This window comes from Actinoallomurus vinaceus, from assembly GCF_039542055.1.
Lineage (GTDB): Bacteria > Actinomycetota > Actinomycetes > Streptosporangiales > Streptosporangiaceae > Actinoallomurus > Actinoallomurus vinaceus.
The window spans coordinates 65,069-79,987 of the sequence record NZ_BAABHK010000026.1; the positions used below are offsets into that span (position 1 = coordinate 65,069).

A 14,919-nucleotide genomic window follows, 5' to 3' on the forward strand; every position below is an offset into this window, starting at 1 on the left:
GCAAACCGGCGCCCCGGCCGCCGATGCCGCGCTCAGCACGTGTTCGCGGCCGTCGGCGCGTGAGGTGAACTACCGAGAGGCGTGCCCGGTCGTGCCTCCAGCCAGGCGGCGGCCTTCGCGGTGGCGGCGCGTAGCGTCCCTGGGCGCATCACGATGCCCTTGCAGTCGGCCGAGAGGACTAGGGCGCGTTTCAGAAGTGGATCAGCCAAGTGATCCACTTCTGGGATGATCTTGATGTGGGTCGAGGTGATCTGACTGCAGCACAGTGGGCGGTGCTGGAGCCGTTGTTGCCTGTCGGTAAGAAGCTGGGACGGCCACCGAGGTGGACAAAACGGCAGCTCATCGACGGGATCCGGTGGCGTACCCGGACCGGTGCGCCGTGGCGGGACGTGCCTGAACGGTACGGCAAATGGGAGACGGTGTACGGGCTGTTCCGCCGCTGGCAACGGGACGGAACTTGGGCACGGATTGTCACCGACCTGCAGGCCCGAGCGGACGCTGCGGGTCTGATCACCTGGGATGTCTCGGTGGACTCCACCGTTGCGCGCGCGCACCAGCACGCCGCTGGCGTGCGGAAAAAGGGGAGGAACAGAAGGAGCCACCGGGCGGGGTGCACCATGAACCCGCAGATCACGGGCTCGGCCGATCGCGCGGCGGGCTGACCACCAAGCTGCACCTGGCCGTCGAGCAAGGACAAAAGCCGCTATCGCTGCTGGTCACCGCCGGGCAGCACGGCGACTCACCGCAGTTCAAGCCCGTGTTGGAGGCCATCCGGGTTCCCCGGGCCGGAGGCGGCCGTCCCCGCACCTGCCCAGACCGGGTCCGAGCCGATAAGGCGTACTCTTCGCGCGCCAACCGTGCCTACCTGCGGGGGCGCGGTATCAATGCACCATCCCCGAGAAGAAGGACCAGGCCGCGCACCGGCTCAAGCGGCGCTCGCGTGGTGGGCGACCGCCCAAGTTCGACAAGGCCGACTACCGCGACCGTCATGCCGTGGAGTGCGCGATCAACCGGCTCAAGCGCAACCGAGCAGTCGCGACTCGCTATGACAAGCTCGCCGTTCGTTACGAGGCCACCCTCCACATCGCGGCGATCAACGAGTGGCTCTGACCGGCCGTTCGCAGGCATCATGGGGTCATGAGCACCTCGAGCGCAGAGTGGGTCGTCATCGCGGCCTACGAGAACCTGCCCGGCTGCCCGTCGCCGATAGCAGCGACCCGCGCTTGACTACGCGACCGCGGCATCGACTGGATGCCTCTGGGGCCTGAACAGATCCAGTATGGTCTGACCTGCGGCCCCGGCCCTGAAGGCCGCTGGCGAGGCTGGTACAGCATCAGCGTCGACGCGGATGCCCTCCGAAGGCTGGGTCTTCATCCCGATCAGCCCACTGCAAGGATCATCGGGCCATCACCACCCGCCTGGTGGCATGCAGCCGCAGAACGAGCCGCCAGATCAGGCTTTTGAAACACGCCCTAGCAGGGCCGATGCCGTGCACGGCTCCGGGATGCGGGCGGCGAACTCCAGGTCGGAAGTTCCCTTAGAAGGGCTGCACCCAACGCGATTTGGCTGAGCTGCCTTTGCCGGTTGTTGTGGCTGTTGGACCGGTCATCCCGGTGAGCAGTCCAGGGCCACGGGTGACTATTCCAGCCGGTCCGGCCGGGCGGGCGCGGTCCAGGAGCGTACCTGCTCGGCCAGGGCGGTGACATGCTCCGGGGGCGTGGTCTTGACGATGCCGTGTCCCAGGTTGAACACGAACGGCCCCCCGCTCAGGGCGCGCAGGATACGGTCTGTCTCGGCATGGAGCGAGGGTCCGCCGGCGACCAGAAGCTGGGGATCGAGGTTGCCCTGCACGCAGCGTCCCAGGCCGCGCTGTACCTTCTGCGCGGCCCATCCGAGGGGAACCGTGGCGTCCAGGCCGATGCAGTCCGCGCCGGTCGCCTCGGCGAAGCCGTCGTAGGCGAGCCCAGCACCCCGGGGGAAAGCGATGACGGGGACGTCCGGGTGCTTCACCTTGAGCGCTGCGACGATAGCGGCGACTGGCTTGACGCACCAGCGTTCGAAGAGGGCGTCCGGGAGTATCCCAGCCCAGGTGTCGAACAACTGGAGTGCCTCCGCGCCCGCCTCGATCTGGCGCTCAAGGAACTGGATGACAGCGGTCGTGAGCATGTCGATCAGGGGCTGGAACCCCTCGGGATCACTCAACGCCCACTGCTTGACGATGGAGTGCTCCGACCCGCCGCTGCGTCCTTCGACCATGTAGGTGGCAATGGTCCACGGCGCGCCGGCATAGCCGATCAGGGCCACCTCGGCAGGCAGTGCCCGAGTCAGCTGCCGTACCGTCTCGTAGATCGGGGCCAGCTTTTCGTGGAGGCGGGAGACACCGAGGAACTCCGCTATGTCCGCTGCCGAGCGGACGGGTGGCGTCAGGACCGGCCCTTCGCCCACCCGGTAGTCCAGGGTCTGGCCCAGCGCGGCGGCGACCTGCGGCAGGTCCGCGAAGACGATGGCGGCGTCGAGCGGGAAGCGGCGGATTGGCTGCAGGGTCACCTCGACGGCGTGCTCGGGTGAATTGCAAAGTCCCACCATGCCGCCGGCGGCCTCACGGACCCGGTGGTACTCGGGCAGGTATCGCCCGGCCTGCCGCATCAGCCATATCGGCGGCCGCTCGGTACGCTCTCCCGCGAGCGCGCGCAGGAGCAGCTTCTTAGGTCGGAGGCTGCCGGACGCCGGCCCCAGGCTGACTTCTTCCCGCGCAGCGATGTCCATCCTGTTCCGTCCTGTTGAACTGCCCCCAGGCTTCGGGGGAACCCGGTCAGCGCACTCCGCCCCGGTGAGGGAGCGTCGTTATCGTAGCGGTGCCCAGTCCGGGCGACCCGGCAGGTGCCAGATCCGCATCGGGTGCGGTCCCGGCGCGGTCAAGCCGCAGTGCAGCGTACGGTGGCCGGTCCCGTGCGGCGTACGAGGTGAGGGGCGGCCGAACGCGGGCAGGCGGTGCAGGTCAGGCGGGCGGCGGCGCGGCCAGGGTGTCGAGGACCTGCTGGCCGTACTTGGCGAGCTTGCTCTCGCCGACACCGCTGACGGAGGACAGCTCGGCGAGGGACGTCGGCGAGCGGGTGGCGATCTCGCGGAGCGTCGCGTCATGGAAGATGACGTACGCGGGGACGCCCTGCTCCTTGGCGGTGGCCGCGCGCCAGGCGCGCAGCTGCTCGAAGACGGGAAGGGCCTCCTCCGGCAGGTCGGCGGTGGCGGTGCGGGTCTTGGAGGCCTTGGCCGCCTTGGGCGCAGTACGCACGGGGTCGCGCCGCATGCGGATCTGCCGCTCGCCGCGGAGCACGGCCGCGCTCGCGTCGGTGAGCACGAGCGTGCCGTAGTCGCCCTCGACGGCCAGCAGGCCCTGGGCCAGGAGTTGGCGGACGACGCCGCGCCACTCCACGTCGCTCAGCTCGGTGCCGATCCCGAACACCGTCAGGGTGTCGTGGTCGTGCTGGATGATCTTCGGGGTCTTCTTGCCGAGCAGGATGTCGACGATGTGACCCGCGCCGAACTTCTGACGCCGCTCGCGCAGCAGCCGTACGACCGTCGACAGGACCTTCTGCGCGGCGACCGTGCCGTCCCACGACTCCGTCGGTGACAGGCAGGTGTCGCAGTTGCCGCACGCGGTGCCCTCCTGGCCGAAGTAGCCGAGGATCTGGACGCGACGGCACTCCACGGTCTCGCACAGCGCCAGCATCGCGTCGAGGTGGGAGGCGAGCCTGCGCCGGTGCGTGGCGTCTCCCTCGGACGTATCGATGAGCCGACGCTGCTGGACGACGTCCTGCAGGCCGTACGCGAGCCAGGCGGTGGAGGGCAGGCCGTCGCGTCCGGCGCGGCCGGTCTCCTGGTAGTAGCCCTCGAGAGACTTGGGCAGGTCGAGGTGGGCGACGAAGCGCACGTCGGGCTTGTCGATGCCCATGCCGAACGCGATGGTGGCGACCATCACCACGCCGTCCTCCCGCAGGAACCGCGCCTGGTTCGCCGCGCGAGTGGCCGGGTCGAGCCCCGCGTGGTACGGCAGCGCGGTGACGCCGTTCTCCACGAGGAAGGCGGCGATCTTCTCCACCGAGGCGCGGGACAGGCAGTAGACGATGCCGGCGTCGCCGGGGTGCTCGGTGCGCAGCAGATCCAGCAGCTGCCGTTTGGGCTCCTTCTTCGGCGCGATGCGGTACTGGATGTTGGGCCGGTCGAAGCTCGCGACGAAGTGGTGGGCGTCCTCCAGACGCAGCCGGGCCGCGATCTCCTGGTGCGTCGCCGGGGTGGCGGTGGCGGTCAGCGCGATGCGGGGCACGTCGGGGCGGCGCTCGTGCAGCACCGACAGCGCCAGGTAGTCCGGCCGGAAGTCGTGCCCCCACTGCGCCACGCAGTGCGCCTCGTCGATGGCGAACAGCGAGACGTCGGCGCCGTCCAGCAGCCGCAGCGTCGACTCCAGGCGCAGCCGCTCCGGCGCGAGGTAGAGCAGGTCCAGCTCGCCCGCCGAGAACGCCGCCTCCACCGCGCGCCGCTCGTCCGGGTCCTGGGTGGAGTTGAGGAACCAGGCCCGCACGCCGACGGCCCGCAACGCGTCGACCTGGTCCTGCATCAGCGCGATGAGGGGGGAGACCACGACGCCGACGCCCTTCCGGACGAGCGCCGGGATCTGGTAGCACAGCGACTTCCCGCCGCCGGTCGGCATGAGCACGAGCGCGTCGCCACCGGCGATGACATGCTCGATGATCTCCTGCTGGCCGTCCCGGAACTCCTCGTAGCCGAAGACACGCCGCAGGACCTCGGACGCCTCGCTCACCGGGAGGTCGGTTCGGGGGGAAGCCATTCCGCCACCCTATGAGGAACCACGCCGGCCCGGGCCCGGAAACCCGCGGGCTGTGGACGACCGAGGTGGAATGATCTCCCTATGGACGTTCCCGAGCTGGTGGAGACGTGGCAGCGCATCATCATCGGCGACCACAAGTCGTGGGTGCTGTTCGCCAACGGGACCTGCGTGATCCTGATGGAGCCCGCCGGAGATCTCGCCGCCCAGGCCACGGAGATCCTCCGGGAGTACGGCCCCGTGCATGGGGGCACCCCGGCCGGTGACTTCGGAACCATCACCCTCGACCCGGGACCGGGCTGGGTGGTGTACGGCCACCACAACGACGTCCTGACCTACGTCGCGCCTGAAGAGCTGTCCGGCGACGGCGAGCCCTCCGACCTGGAGATCGGGCTGTACGGGCGAGGCAAGCGGGACCAGGACGGGCACGAACTGCGCGTCGTCCACGTCGAGGACCGGCGCGCCGCCTAAGGCCCGCCCAGGCCCGCAAGGCGGCCGAAATCCGCGCACGCCGACCACTCGTCCCGTCGGGCGGCGAAGGCGGCCTAAGGCCGGCGCAGGCGCGCCGTCGCGGCCGTCAGCGCCGCGTCGGTCTCCTTGGCGAGGATGCCGACGAGCTCGCCGGCGGGCACCTCCCGGGCGAGCGTGTGCGCCTGGCCGGCCCAGAGGTTCACCAGGTCGAGGTCGCCCGCGGCGCGCGCGGCCTTCCGCAGCGGCGCGGTGACGTGGTGGATCTCGGGGTAGGCGACGGGCGCGTCGTCGCTGTGCTCGTCGAGGAAGCGGTTGCGGACGCCGCGTGCGAGGCGGCCGGTGAACGCCCGCGTCATCGCGGTCGGGACGGAAGAGGCCACGGCCTGCCGGTGCACGGGAACGGTACCGGCCTCCGGACAGCGCAGGAACGCGGTGCCGAGCTGCGCCGCCGACGCCCCGGCCGCCAGCACCGCCGCGACGCCGGCCCCGGTCGCGATGCCCCCGGTGGCCACCAGCGGGACGCCGACCGCGTGCCGTACGAGCTGCAGCAGGGACAGTAGGCCGATTCCATCGGCGCGGTCGCCGGGATCGTCGACGAAGGCGGCCCGGTGCCCTCCGGCCTCGGCGCCCTGGACGACGAGCGCGTCGGCGCCCGCTCCGACCGCATGGACGGCCTCGTCCTCCCGCGTGACCGTCACCCACACCTCGCTGCCGACCCCGTGCAGGCGCTCGATCACGTCGGGGGCAGGGCAGCCGAAGGTGAACGAGACGACGGCGACGGGTGTCTCCGTCAGGAGGTCGAGCTTGGGTCGCCAGTCGTCGTCCTCGAAGCGGGGCTCGCCGAGCGGCGCGCCGACACGTGCCGCCTCGTCGGCGAGCCCGGCGGAGTACCGCGCGACGGTCTCGGGCGCCGTCGGACGGCCGGGGACGAAGAGGTTGACGCCGATGGGGCGGCGGGTCAGCGCGTGCGTCTCGTCGAGGCGGGTCCGCAGGGCGTCGGCGGTGAGATAGCCGGCGGCGAGAAAGCCCAGCCCGCCCGCCTCACTGACCGCCGCGGTGAGCCGCGGGGTGGACGGGCCTCCGGCCAGCGGCGCCAGCACGATCGGCACGGGCAGTTCGCCGAGGATCATCCGTCCTCCTTGGGTTCGGTCAACGAACCATCGTACGGGAGTGGTCCCGGCGGCGAATATCCGACCGTCGTGCGGGTATCGGTGCGCCGTCCCCCGTTCGCTCGGCCCTGGGAAAGGCGCAGATGCTGTTCGTCGCGAAGCGGCGCCGTACGGAACATCAGGCCTCGCGGTCTCTCCTCACACGGCTCGTCCGGTGGCTGTGGGTCCTCGTGGCGCTCGCCGCGGCCGTGGTGTTCGCCGTCGCGCTCGCCCGGCTGACGCTGCGCCCGGTGCCGGGAGCCGGAAGTCAGGTCCACGACAACCCTCACCCGGGGGCCACCCTGCGGTTCTACCTGGACCGGCCGAGCGTCAAGGAGGCGGTCCTGGAGATCGGCGGCAACCTGGCGCTGCTGATGCCGCTCGGTGTGCTGCTGCCCGTCCTGTTCTCCGGTCTTCGCGGCCTGGTCCGCCTGACCCTGGCGGCGGCGGTGATCTCCTTGGGGATCGAGGCGGTCCAGGGTCTGCTGATCACGGGACGTACGTTCGACATCGACGATGTGATTCTCAACACGGCCGGCGCGGCCCTTGCCTATCTCCTGGTGGGCCGGAGGCTCGCGCGCTGGGCACATCCCGGTTGAGGGATTCCGGAAGGCGAGTTCGTTAGTGGCGTCCGCGAGGACGACACCTGCCTGCTGATCTTCCGTGCGCTGCCGGAGCCGGTGAGCGACGCGGGCCCCGGCGGGGAGCCGTTCCTCTCGAGCAGCGGGTCGTCCGAGGGCTGACCGGGGCGGCCCCGCGTCGATGATCGCGAGGCCGCCCGGCCGGATCAGTTCACCGTGAGCGTCTCGGCGACGGGAATCGGGCTGTTCGGGGTGCACGTGGCCGTGATGTTGCCGACGAGCACGACGTTCGCCTTGATCGAGACGTTGCCGCCCGAGATCTGGTCGGTTCCCGCCGCGGTCGGGGTCCAGTCACCCGCGACGTCGGCGGCGATGGCCTGGTTCGCGGGGATCGAGCCGCCGGACCCGGTGGCCTGGAAGGACGCGGTCTGCGCCCCGCTCACGTTGGCGGTCAGGGTGGCGCTCCAGGAGTTGATCGCCAGGGGCGACGACAGGCTCGTCGCGATGTGGGCCGTGAAGTGGGTCGAGGTGCCCACCGTCGTCGGGTTGGGCGACGCGGTGGCGGTCCCGTTGACCGTGATGTTCTGCGTCCCGAGGATCGAGTTGCAGGTGTACGAGCCGGTGAAGGTGGAGGCGCTCGCCGGCGCCTGTGCCGCGACGACGCCGAGGCCGCCGAGCGCGATGACCGTGGCGGCGGTGGCCGCGCGCCGGCCCAGGGACTTGCTCATGGGGGACTCCTTCCGGCCCGGCCGGTGCGGGGGAGGTCTGACCGGGCCTCTTACTTATCTGTAACAAGCCCGTAACACCCGTCAACTTACTAGTGAGTAAGTTTCACGTTTTGTGTGTGAAAGTGCGCAAGAAGAGGCCTCGTACCATCACATCGGTACGAGGCCTCTCGCCGGTGGCGCCCGCCTCGCGGGCGCGCTCACCGGTCTTCTGGCGACTGTCAGAGACTCAGCACCAGCAGTCGTCCCAGCAGTCGTCAAAGCCGCCCCACCAGCCGCCGCAGCCGCCCCACGAGCCACAGCCGGCCCAGTGGCTGAGGGTGACCGAGTGCTGAGGGGCGCTGCGCACCGTCTGGGCGCTCGCCGGCGTCGCGGCGCCCATCGTGAGGGCGGTCGCTCCCGCAAAGGCCAGGCCAGAGATGGCGAGCGCCGTCCGCTTCGGAATCCTCATTTGAAGCAACCTCCTTGGGTCGGACCGTGGCGTGCCATGATCGTCCACGCCAGGCAATTGGACTATTCGGGTCCGATCGCCACAAACAACACCACATGGTCAGTCGGCGAGAATCAACAGCATCGGCCGAGATATGCCGATAATTGACTCTCATTCGCCATAGCTCATGTCTTGACTTTAATGCACGAATATGGCCACTTTAGTCCCGAGGGTGCCGGGTCTCCGTGCGAGGTCGGCCGACGGTGTGTGCGCGTGTGACCAGGTCGGTGCCGGTCTGTGTCGCTGTGGCCCAAGGTGCGGCCGTCGGGCGCGCCAATGCGTTGCGAAGTTCTGGCCACCCGCCGTGGGGATATCGTCCGCCGCTCCTTCTCAGGGACTCGCTCGCTTCCGTGGTCCATTAATCAAGGGCATATTGCGGCATGAGGCGATTAATCGACCCGCAACGGACGGGAAAGGGTTCTGAGGGCCCGCACAATGGAATCCTCATGCGCCGGGTTTCGGCCGGCCATGGAAGGCCAACGGAGTTCCCGCCACGTCCCGATGCGGGGGCGGCCCGGCCGCCGCCGGCGTTCCGGAGCGGCCTGGAGACTGCCGGGACGCTTACCGGGGCCGCCGGTGCTCTGGAGCGGCCTCTGGGGCCGGCAGGATCGGCCGTCGCCGCTCCGACCGGCATCCGGGACCAACGGAGGGTGTCGAGGACCTTTCGCCCCTGGGGAGCCCCTCTCCGCCCGGATGTCCTGAAGGTGGGATCTGAGCCGGCCGCCTCGACGCCGGGAGGAGACGGTGATCATGAACGTGGTCCTCGTGGGAACGGACGGATCGGACAGCGCCACGGCCGCCGTGGTCTGGGCGGCCGAGGCGGCGAGCCGTCGCGGCCTGCCGCTGCGGATCCTGCACGCCGCCGCGCCATGGCTGTACGACACGCCGGTCGATCCCCGCTTCGCCACCGTACGGACGTGGCTGCTGTCGACGGGTGGCCAGGTCGTCGACGCGGCCGTGGCGGCCGCGCGGGAGCGCGACCCGGACGTGGCGGTGGAGGGCGAACTCGTGCCGGGGCCGGCGGCACGGGCGCTCCTGGGCCGCGAAGACGCGGCCGTGATCGTACTGGGCGGCCACGGGACCGGCCCCGCCGCGGGCCTCCTGCTGGGGTCCACGACACTCCAGGTCGTCTCGCACGCGCGGGTTCCGACCGTGGTGGTACGGGGACTGGAACCCGCGGTGCGGCGCGAAGTGGCGGTCGGGGTGGACACCGTGGCGGCCGGGGAACCCGCGATCGGCTTCGCGTTCGAGGAAGCGGCGCTGCGGGGGGCGCGGCTGCGGGTGGTGCACGTGTGGTCGCACCCGGCGTCGGCCGGTCCGGGCGACATGCAGCCCCTGGTGTACGACCCGCAGATCGTCGCCGGAGAGGAACTCCGGAGGCTCGAGGAGTCCCTCGTCGCCTGGCGGGAGAAGTTCCCCGCCGTTGACGCGGTCTCGGAGGTCGTGCACGGCCGCCCGGCGCGCGTGCTCGCGGGCGCCTCCGCCCAGGCGGATCTGCTGGTCGTGGGGACCCGCGGCAGGGGCGGCTTCACGGGGCTGCTGCTCGGCTCGGTCTCACACGCGCTGCTGCACCGGGCGCACTGCCCGCTGGCCGTCGTGCCGAACGTGCCCTGAGTCCCGCCGCTCCCCGAGCACGCCCCCGCCGTGACCACAGGAGGAGACATGATCGAACCCCCGGACACCCCGGAGCGCGGCGAGGTCCTGCAGCGGCTCGTCGAGGCCGCGGTGTGGGCGCCTTCGGCGCACGACACCCGGCCCTGGTGGTTCGACACCCACGGCGAGACGGTGACGCTGCACGCCGACACCGACCGCTGCCTGAACGTCGTGGATCCGCACGGCAGGGAGATGCTGATCAGCTGCGGCGCCGCGCTGTTCACGCTCCGGCTCGCCGTCCGCCGCCTCGGACGCCGGCCGGAGGTGCGCATGGCGTCCGACCCCGACCGGCCGGGACTGATCGCCGACGTGAGCCTGGGGCCGCCGCAGCCCGTCACCGACGAGGATCGGCAGCTGTACGAGCAGGTCGAACGGCGGCGTACGCACCGCGGCGGCTTCCGGGCCAGCGCGATGCCGGTCGGGCTCCTGCAGGCCCTGCGGGCGGACGCCTGCGCCGAGCACGTCTCGCTGCGCATCGTGGCCGACCCTCGCATGCGCGTCGCGCTCGCCGCGCTGTCCGACGCGGCCGAGCAGGTGCAGCGAATGGACCCGGCGTACGTCGCGGAGGTCGCCCGCTGGGCGCCTCCCCCGGGGAGCGAGCGGCCGGACGCCGTCCACGAGGAGGCCTGTCCACGAGACCCGGACGACACCGAGCCGCACGTCGCCGAGCGGGACTTCGCGCGCGGCCAGGGCTGGGGCATGACCGGCGGGGAACCACGGGAGGCCACCGGGGTCGTCGCCCTGCTGACGACCGCCGGGGACGGCCGTACCGACTGGCTCCGGGCCGGACAGGCCCTCCAGCGAGTGCTGCTGCGGGCCGCCGAGGACGACGTGTCGGCCGCGTTCCACACACAGGTGCTCGAGGTGCCGGAGTTGCGGGAGTTCATCCGAACGCGCTTCTGCGACGCGACGTACCCACAGATGATCATGCGCTTGGGGATGGCCGACGCCGAGTTCGCCGGTGCCCGGCGGCCCGCCGCCGCCGACATCGTGGCGGACGACCTGTGACCGGCGAACCGCTCGAACCCGTCCGGCAGGCCGGACCGGAACGTCCAGGCGGCGGGTGGTCAGGAGCGGCCGGTCCAGCGGGGTGCGGTGGCGGCCCACGCGTCCTCCCACAGCACCATCCGCCGGCGTTCGAGGCGGCGGTTGACGGCGGTGTACACGCCGGCGTGCAGGATCGTCAGCGAGGTGAGAGCCGCGAACACGGCCAGGGTCGTGTCGGTCAGCGTCTGCGCGTGCGTGCGGGGCCGGGCGGTCAGGTGGCCCGCCTGGTTGATCCAGACCCGGCGATGGGCGCCGGCGCGGTCGTCGCCGGAGGGCACGACCGTACCCGTGTGGACCTGGCCCGTCCGGTCCTGCCAGCGGAGCCGCGTCTCCTGGCCGATGCCGTTCCTGGAGGCCGCCGGGCCGGTCGCGGTGACCAGGGCGTCGACCTGGTGGCGGGTCCGTGCCTGATGGTGTTCGGCCCGCAGTCCGGCGCCGCCGACGAAGTGGATCATGAGGAGAGCGGAGATCACGCCCGTGACGAGGAACACCGCCGCCAGCGCGGCCACGAGCCGCGCATGGACACGGTCGACCGGGCGCCGCAGGGGGTTGCGGTCTGGGCGCAGGTAACGGACGCAGCCCAGCACCTGGATCGTGAGTGCACGCATGGGACACCTCCATCACGGCCACCTCTACCCGCAGGTTAGGCGTCCTTGCATGAAATTGGGGAGGGTCTCTGGTCCTGGCCTGAAGGTCCGAGAGTCCTTCCCCTCCGCGGGCTTTGGCCTCTCCTCGCGGAAGGCCCGGCGCGGTTGGCTTCAAGTAGGCCGGGAGAGCCGGTGTTCGCGCCGGCCCGCGGGTTCCCGACCCTGACGGGGGGAGGCCGCCGGGTGCGAGGGAACAGGGGCCCTCACACCCGGCGGAGAGCGGGGGGAAGATCCGATGAGATCCTTCGACGGCAGTTACGTCCTGGTGGGATTCGACGGCTCCGCGGGGGCCGAGCGCGCGCTGCGCCGGGCGGTCGAGGAGGCGCGGACCCGGAGGCTCTCGCTCACCGTCTGTCACGCCTGGCACTGGCCGTACCCGGTCCCGCCTTCGGGGCCGGAGGCGCTGGAGACGGTGCGGAAGATGGGAAGACACACTCTTGACCACGGCGTGTTCGTGGCCCGCCGGATCTGCCCCACGCTGACGGTGCGTCCGCGCTTCGCGGCCGGCCCGGCCTCGGCGATCCTCATCGAGGAGTCGGAGAACGCCGCTCTCGCGATCGTCGGCTCGCACGGGCGGGGCGGGTTCGCCGGGCTCGGCGCGGGCTCGACGGCCCTGCAGCTGGCCGCGTACGGGCACTGCCCGGTGATGGTGATACGCCGGGATCCGGGGGCCGGCAGCCCGGTCGTCGTGGGCGTGGACGGGTCCACGAGCGCGGAGGCCGCCCTGGCATTCGCGTACGAGGAGGCGGCGCTGCGCGGCCGGACCGTACGCGCGGTGTACGCGTGCTGGGAGGCGGAGGCGATCGCCTCCGCCGAGATGGGGATGTTGCGCGATCCCGAACAGCTCCGGATGCTCAGCGCCGCCCGGCTGGAGCGGACGGTGTCGCCGTGGCGGGAGAAGTACCCCTACGTCGAGACCGAGACGCGGATCGTGATGCGGACTCCGCGGCACGCCCTGCTGGAGGCGGCCGCCGACGCCGGCCTCCTCGTCGTGGGGGACCGCGGGCTCGGCGGGGTCACGGGGCTTCGCCTGGGGTCGGTGAGCCAGGCCGTGCTCTTCCACGCCCCCTGCTCGGTCGCGATCGTACGGCCGCGCAGATGACCGCGCGTCACGAGAGGGCTCACCCACCGGCAGCCACCAGGCACCGAGGCCGACCCGGTAGCCCCCACTAGGCGACGGGCTCGCCGATCCGGAGGTCGGACAGATCCGTGATGACCCGGTCCGCTCCGTACTCGGGCAGGATCAACGAGCGCCCGCCCCGGTCGACGCCGATGACGAGGCCGAAGCCGCCGTGCCGCGCGGCCTGGACCGCGGTGAGGCTCTCCTCGACGACGGCGGTCCGTGCGGGAGGGGTCCGCATCCGCCCTGCGGCAAGCCGGATCAGGCCGAGGTCCGACGCGGCCGGAAGGCACCATCCGGATGCGTCCAGCCCGTCCAGCCGGACGTCGAACAGGCCTGCCAGGCCCGCTCTCCTGAGCAGTTCGGCGGCGTACCGGGTCGCGGACACGGCCGCCGTATGGAGTCCGCGCAGGCGCACCGCGTGGAGCACCGTGACGGTCGAGGCGAAGGCCTCGACCCCGCGCCGCCGGACGGCCGTGAGGAAGAGCTCCTCATGGCGCGCGGTCAGGCCGCGCAGGGCGTCGTAGCACAGGGGGATCTCGCAGGTCGCCAGATACTGCCGTACGCCGTCCAGCCGGGTCCGGCCCTGCATGTACCGCCGGTAGTCGGTGACCGCGTCGAAGTACCGGCACTGCGTCTCGTACACGGCGGCGTGCGAGCGCAGGAACGGGTCGAGGACGGCCTTCCAGGCCGAGGCCGCGGCCTGGGAGGTGTCGACGAGGACGCCGTCCACGCCGAAGATCACCGCCGTGATGTCCCCGCTGAGTACGCACTCGTGGGATGTGGTCCGCATGGGCGTTGCCTTTCTCGTGCTCTCCTTCGGCACGCTTCACGACCGCCCATCCGCGACGCGTGATCGGCGTGATCATGGCGGCATCACGACGGTGAGCGGCCACGAGGACGTCTCACCGTCCAGGCTGCGGGCCGCCCGCGAGGTGAGGACGACGATGGCGACGTCGGTGCCCAGGGAGCGCCAGGCGGCGCGGACGGCCTCCGGCTCCTCGGCGGGCAGGACGATCGCTCCGGTGAGCCCGAAGCGCGTCACCTTGGCCCCTTCCCCGATGATCGCGATTTTGGCCATGTCATGCCTTTCTCTCTGGTTTTCCCTTAATCGCCGTGGTCACGCGTTCGGGGGGTGTGGGCCGTAACGGGACGCATCACCATGTTCCGGGCGTGCAGGGGGGCGGGGGAGGGGCTCCCGGCTCCGGAAAAGAGGACGTTGGGCCCACATAGCCGGGCAAAAGGTGGAAATGAAGTAGTGGGTCACGTACGGGACCCCCGTCCCGTCTGGCGGCGCTCGCCCTCGCCTCGCCGATCCGGAGACTTCGAGGCCGATCGAGCGGCACGCGGGAGGAACGGCATGGGCGCCGGGGGAACCGATCTCGGGGCACGGCGATGAGCGGCGCCGGCGTCCCGGCGGAGGCGGGGCCCGTCATCGCCTACGTCGACGGAACACCCTCCGGAGACGAGGCCGTGACCTGGGCGATCGAGGAGGCAGGCCGGCGGAACGCCGTCGTCCGGGTGCTGCCGCGGCGTGACCCGGACCGGCTGCTCGCCGAGGCCGCCGACGCCGCCCTGATCGTCGTCGGCTCGACCGGGTTCCTGGCCATGTCCGGCCTCGCCGCCGGCTCGACCGCGATGGAGGTGGCCGTACGCGCGGACGTTCCGGTGGTCGTCGTACGTCCCGGCCTGCCGGGCGACGTGCCCGGTCCGTCCGCCGGCCGCGTGGTCGTCGGCGTGGACGGCACCGGGCTGTCGGAGGCGGCGATCGGCTTCGCCGTCGCCGAGGCGGACGACCGCGGCTGCGGCCTCACCCTCGTCCACGCCGTGGAACGAGAAGAGGACCGGGACGCGGCCGAGGCCATGCTCGCGCGGGTCGCGGTCCCGCCGCGGGACGTCCGGGCGGTCGTCCGGGTCGGCATGGCGAGCGCGGTGCTGATCGAGGAGTCCGCCGGCGCGGAGCTCCTCGCGGTCGGCTCGCGGGGCCGCGCCGGTCTGAGCGGCATGCTCCTCGGCTCCGTCAGCCAGGCCGTCGTGCACCGGGCGCACTGCCCGGTTGCCGTGGTCCGCGCGCCCGTCGGATGATCCCGCCGCCGTCAGGGCGGTCGCGCCATCCGTACCGTCAAAGGCGTGGTCGGATGGCCGGCGACCTTGGCCGCCTGCGGCCAGAGACCCGGGTCGAACCCGGCGATAT

General features: G+C 71.6%; 14 protein-coding genes and 1 pseudogene. 7 read left to right on the top strand and 8 right to left on the bottom strand.

The annotated features are described in order from the left end of the window. Window positions 1-236: 236 nt before the first annotated feature. Window positions 237-1,110: pseudogene (locus ABEA24_RS49315) on the top strand (IS5 family transposase). Window positions 1,111-1,638: 528 nt separating this feature from the next. Here ABEA24_RS49315 and hemE read toward each other — a convergent pair. Together hemE and recQ are read right to left on the bottom strand one after the other, a co-directional pair. Beyond that, window positions 1,639-2,766 carry a uroporphyrinogen decarboxylase gene (gene hemE, locus ABEA24_RS49320; RefSeq protein WP_345442764.1) on the bottom strand — a complete coding sequence of 376 codons (1,128 nt, stop codon included), beginning with the start codon at window positions 2,764-2,766 and terminating at the stop codon, window positions 1,639-1,641. 232 nt (window positions 2,767-2,998) lie between these two features. After that, a complete protein-coding gene (gene recQ / locus ABEA24_RS49325) occupies window positions 2,999-4,846 on the bottom strand; it encodes a DNA helicase RecQ (RefSeq protein ID WP_345442766.1) in 1,848 nt (615 codons plus the stop codon). Window positions 4,847-4,927: 81 nt separating this feature from the next. Here recQ and ABEA24_RS49330 point away from each other — a divergent pair, with 81 nt between their 5' ends. Continuing rightward, on the top strand, window positions 4,928-5,314 hold the full coding sequence (locus ABEA24_RS49330) for a hypothetical protein (protein WP_345442768.1): 387 nt from the start codon (window positions 4,928-4,930) through the stop codon (window positions 5,312-5,314). Window positions 5,315-5,388: 74 nt separating this feature from the next. On the opposite strand, the gene ABEA24_RS49335 is transcribed toward ABEA24_RS49330, so the two are convergent. Continuing rightward, a complete protein-coding gene (locus ABEA24_RS49335; protein WP_345442770.1) occupies window positions 5,389-6,444 on the bottom strand; it encodes an NAD(P)H-dependent flavin oxidoreductase in 1,056 nt (351 codons plus the stop codon). A gap of 122 nt (window positions 6,445-6,566) precedes the next feature. On the opposite strand from ABEA24_RS49335, the gene ABEA24_RS49340 reads away from it, so the two are divergent. Then, complete coding sequence (locus tag ABEA24_RS49340) at window positions 6,567-7,061, top strand: VanZ family protein (RefSeq protein ID WP_345442772.1); 495 nt, start codon at window positions 6,567-6,569, stop codon at window positions 7,059-7,061. A gap of 188 nt (window positions 7,062-7,249) precedes the next feature. Here ABEA24_RS49340 and ABEA24_RS49345 read toward each other — a convergent pair whose 3' ends face one another. Both ABEA24_RS49345 and ABEA24_RS49350 read right to left on the bottom strand, forming a co-directional pair. Next, window positions 7,250-7,771 (bottom strand): hypothetical protein, encoded by a 522-nt coding sequence (locus tag ABEA24_RS49345; protein ID WP_345442774.1) that lies wholly within the window; start codon window positions 7,769-7,771, stop codon window positions 7,250-7,252. Between the two features lie 226 nt (window positions 7,772-7,997). Then, window positions 7,998-8,219, bottom strand: a complete 222-nt coding sequence (locus ABEA24_RS49350; protein WP_345442776.1) for a hypothetical protein — start codon at window positions 8,217-8,219, stop codon at window positions 7,998-8,000. Window positions 8,220-9,008: 789 nt separating this feature from the next. Here ABEA24_RS49350 and ABEA24_RS49355 point away from each other — a divergent pair. Together ABEA24_RS49355 and ABEA24_RS49360 are read left to right on the top strand one after the other, a co-directional pair. Further along, a complete protein-coding gene (locus tag ABEA24_RS49355) occupies window positions 9,009-9,872 on the top strand; it encodes a universal stress protein (protein WP_345442778.1) in 864 nt (287 codons plus the stop codon). A gap of 48 nt (window positions 9,873-9,920) precedes the next feature. After that, the gene (locus tag ABEA24_RS49360; RefSeq protein ID WP_345442780.1) at window positions 9,921-10,919 is read left to right on the top strand and encodes an Acg family FMN-binding oxidoreductase; all 999 of its coding nucleotides are present in this window, start codon (window positions 9,921-9,923) and stop codon (window positions 10,917-10,919) included. 59 nt (window positions 10,920-10,978) lie between these two features. On the opposite strand, the gene ABEA24_RS49365 is transcribed toward ABEA24_RS49360, so the two are convergent. Then, window positions 10,979-11,566, bottom strand: coding sequence for an Rv1733c family protein (locus ABEA24_RS49365; RefSeq protein WP_345442782.1), 588 nt, complete (start codon window positions 11,564-11,566; stop codon window positions 10,979-10,981). A gap of 274 nt (window positions 11,567-11,840) precedes the next feature. On the opposite strand from ABEA24_RS49365, the gene ABEA24_RS49370 reads away from it, so the two are divergent. Continuing rightward, on the top strand, window positions 11,841-12,707 hold the full coding sequence (locus tag ABEA24_RS49370) for a universal stress protein (RefSeq protein ID WP_345442784.1): 867 nt from the start codon (window positions 11,841-11,843) through the stop codon (window positions 12,705-12,707). 67 nt (window positions 12,708-12,774) lie between these two features. Here the strand turns inward: ABEA24_RS49370 and ABEA24_RS49375 are convergent, their stop codons facing one another. Then, entirely contained in the window at window positions 12,775-13,518 is a 744-nt protein-coding gene (locus ABEA24_RS49375) for an HAD family hydrolase (RefSeq protein ID WP_345442786.1), read from the bottom strand. A gap of 72 nt (window positions 13,519-13,590) precedes the next feature. Continuing rightward, on the bottom strand, window positions 13,591-13,806 hold the full coding sequence (locus tag ABEA24_RS49380; RefSeq protein ID WP_345442788.1) for a V-type ATP synthase subunit F: 216 nt from the start codon (window positions 13,804-13,806) through the stop codon (window positions 13,591-13,593). Window positions 13,807-14,120: 314 nt separating this feature from the next. On the opposite strand from ABEA24_RS49380, the gene ABEA24_RS49385 reads away from it, so the two are divergent. Next, window positions 14,121-14,810, top strand: a complete 690-nt coding sequence (locus ABEA24_RS49385) for a universal stress protein (RefSeq protein WP_345442790.1) — start codon at window positions 14,121-14,123, stop codon at window positions 14,808-14,810. Window positions 14,811-14,919: the final 109 nt, after the last annotated feature.

Bases quoted from the DNA above. Each gene is read 5' to 3' on its own strand.
- ABEA24_RS49365 (WP_345442782.1), bottom strand. From the start codon at position 11,566: ATGCGTGCACTCACGATCCAGGTGCTGGGCTGCGTCCGTTACCTGCGC.
- recQ (WP_345442766.1), bottom strand. From the start codon at position 4,846: ATGGCTTCCCCCCGAACCGACCTCCCGGTGAGCGAGGCGTCCGAGGTC.
- ABEA24_RS49375 (WP_345442786.1), bottom strand. From the start codon at position 13,518: ATGCGGACCACATCCCACGAGTGCGTACTCAGCGGGGACATCACGGCG.
- hemE (WP_345442764.1), bottom strand. From the start codon at position 2,766: ATGGACATCGCTGCGCGGGAAGAAGTCAGCCTGGGGCCGGCGTCCGGC.
- ABEA24_RS49335 (WP_345442770.1), bottom strand. From the start codon at position 6,444: ATGATCCTCGGCGAACTGCCCGTGCCGATCGTGCTGGCGCCGCTGGCC.
- ABEA24_RS49345 (WP_345442774.1), bottom strand. From the start codon at position 7,771: ATGAGCAAGTCCCTGGGCCGGCGCGCGGCCACCGCCGCCACGGTCATC.
- ABEA24_RS49350 (WP_345442776.1), bottom strand. From the start codon at position 8,219: ATGAGGATTCCGAAGCGGACGGCGCTCGCCATCTCTGGCCTGGCCTTT.
- ABEA24_RS49380 (WP_345442788.1), bottom strand. From the start codon at position 13,806: ATGGCCAAAATCGCGATCATCGGGGAAGGGGCCAAGGTGACGCGCTTC.
- ABEA24_RS49330 (WP_345442768.1), top strand. From the start codon at position 4,928: ATGGACGTTCCCGAGCTGGTGGAGACGTGGCAGCGCATCATCATCGGC.
- ABEA24_RS49370 (WP_345442784.1), top strand. From the start codon at position 11,841: ATGAGATCCTTCGACGGCAGTTACGTCCTGGTGGGATTCGACGGCTCC.
- ABEA24_RS49340 (WP_345442772.1), top strand. From the start codon at position 6,567: ATGCTGTTCGTCGCGAAGCGGCGCCGTACGGAACATCAGGCCTCGCGG.
- ABEA24_RS49385 (WP_345442790.1), top strand. From the start codon at position 14,121: ATGAGCGGCGCCGGCGTCCCGGCGGAGGCGGGGCCCGTCATCGCCTAC.
- ABEA24_RS49355 (WP_345442778.1), top strand. From the start codon at position 9,009: ATGAACGTGGTCCTCGTGGGAACGGACGGATCGGACAGCGCCACGGCC.
- ABEA24_RS49360 (WP_345442780.1), top strand. From the start codon at position 9,921: ATGATCGAACCCCCGGACACCCCGGAGCGCGGCGAGGTCCTGCAGCGG.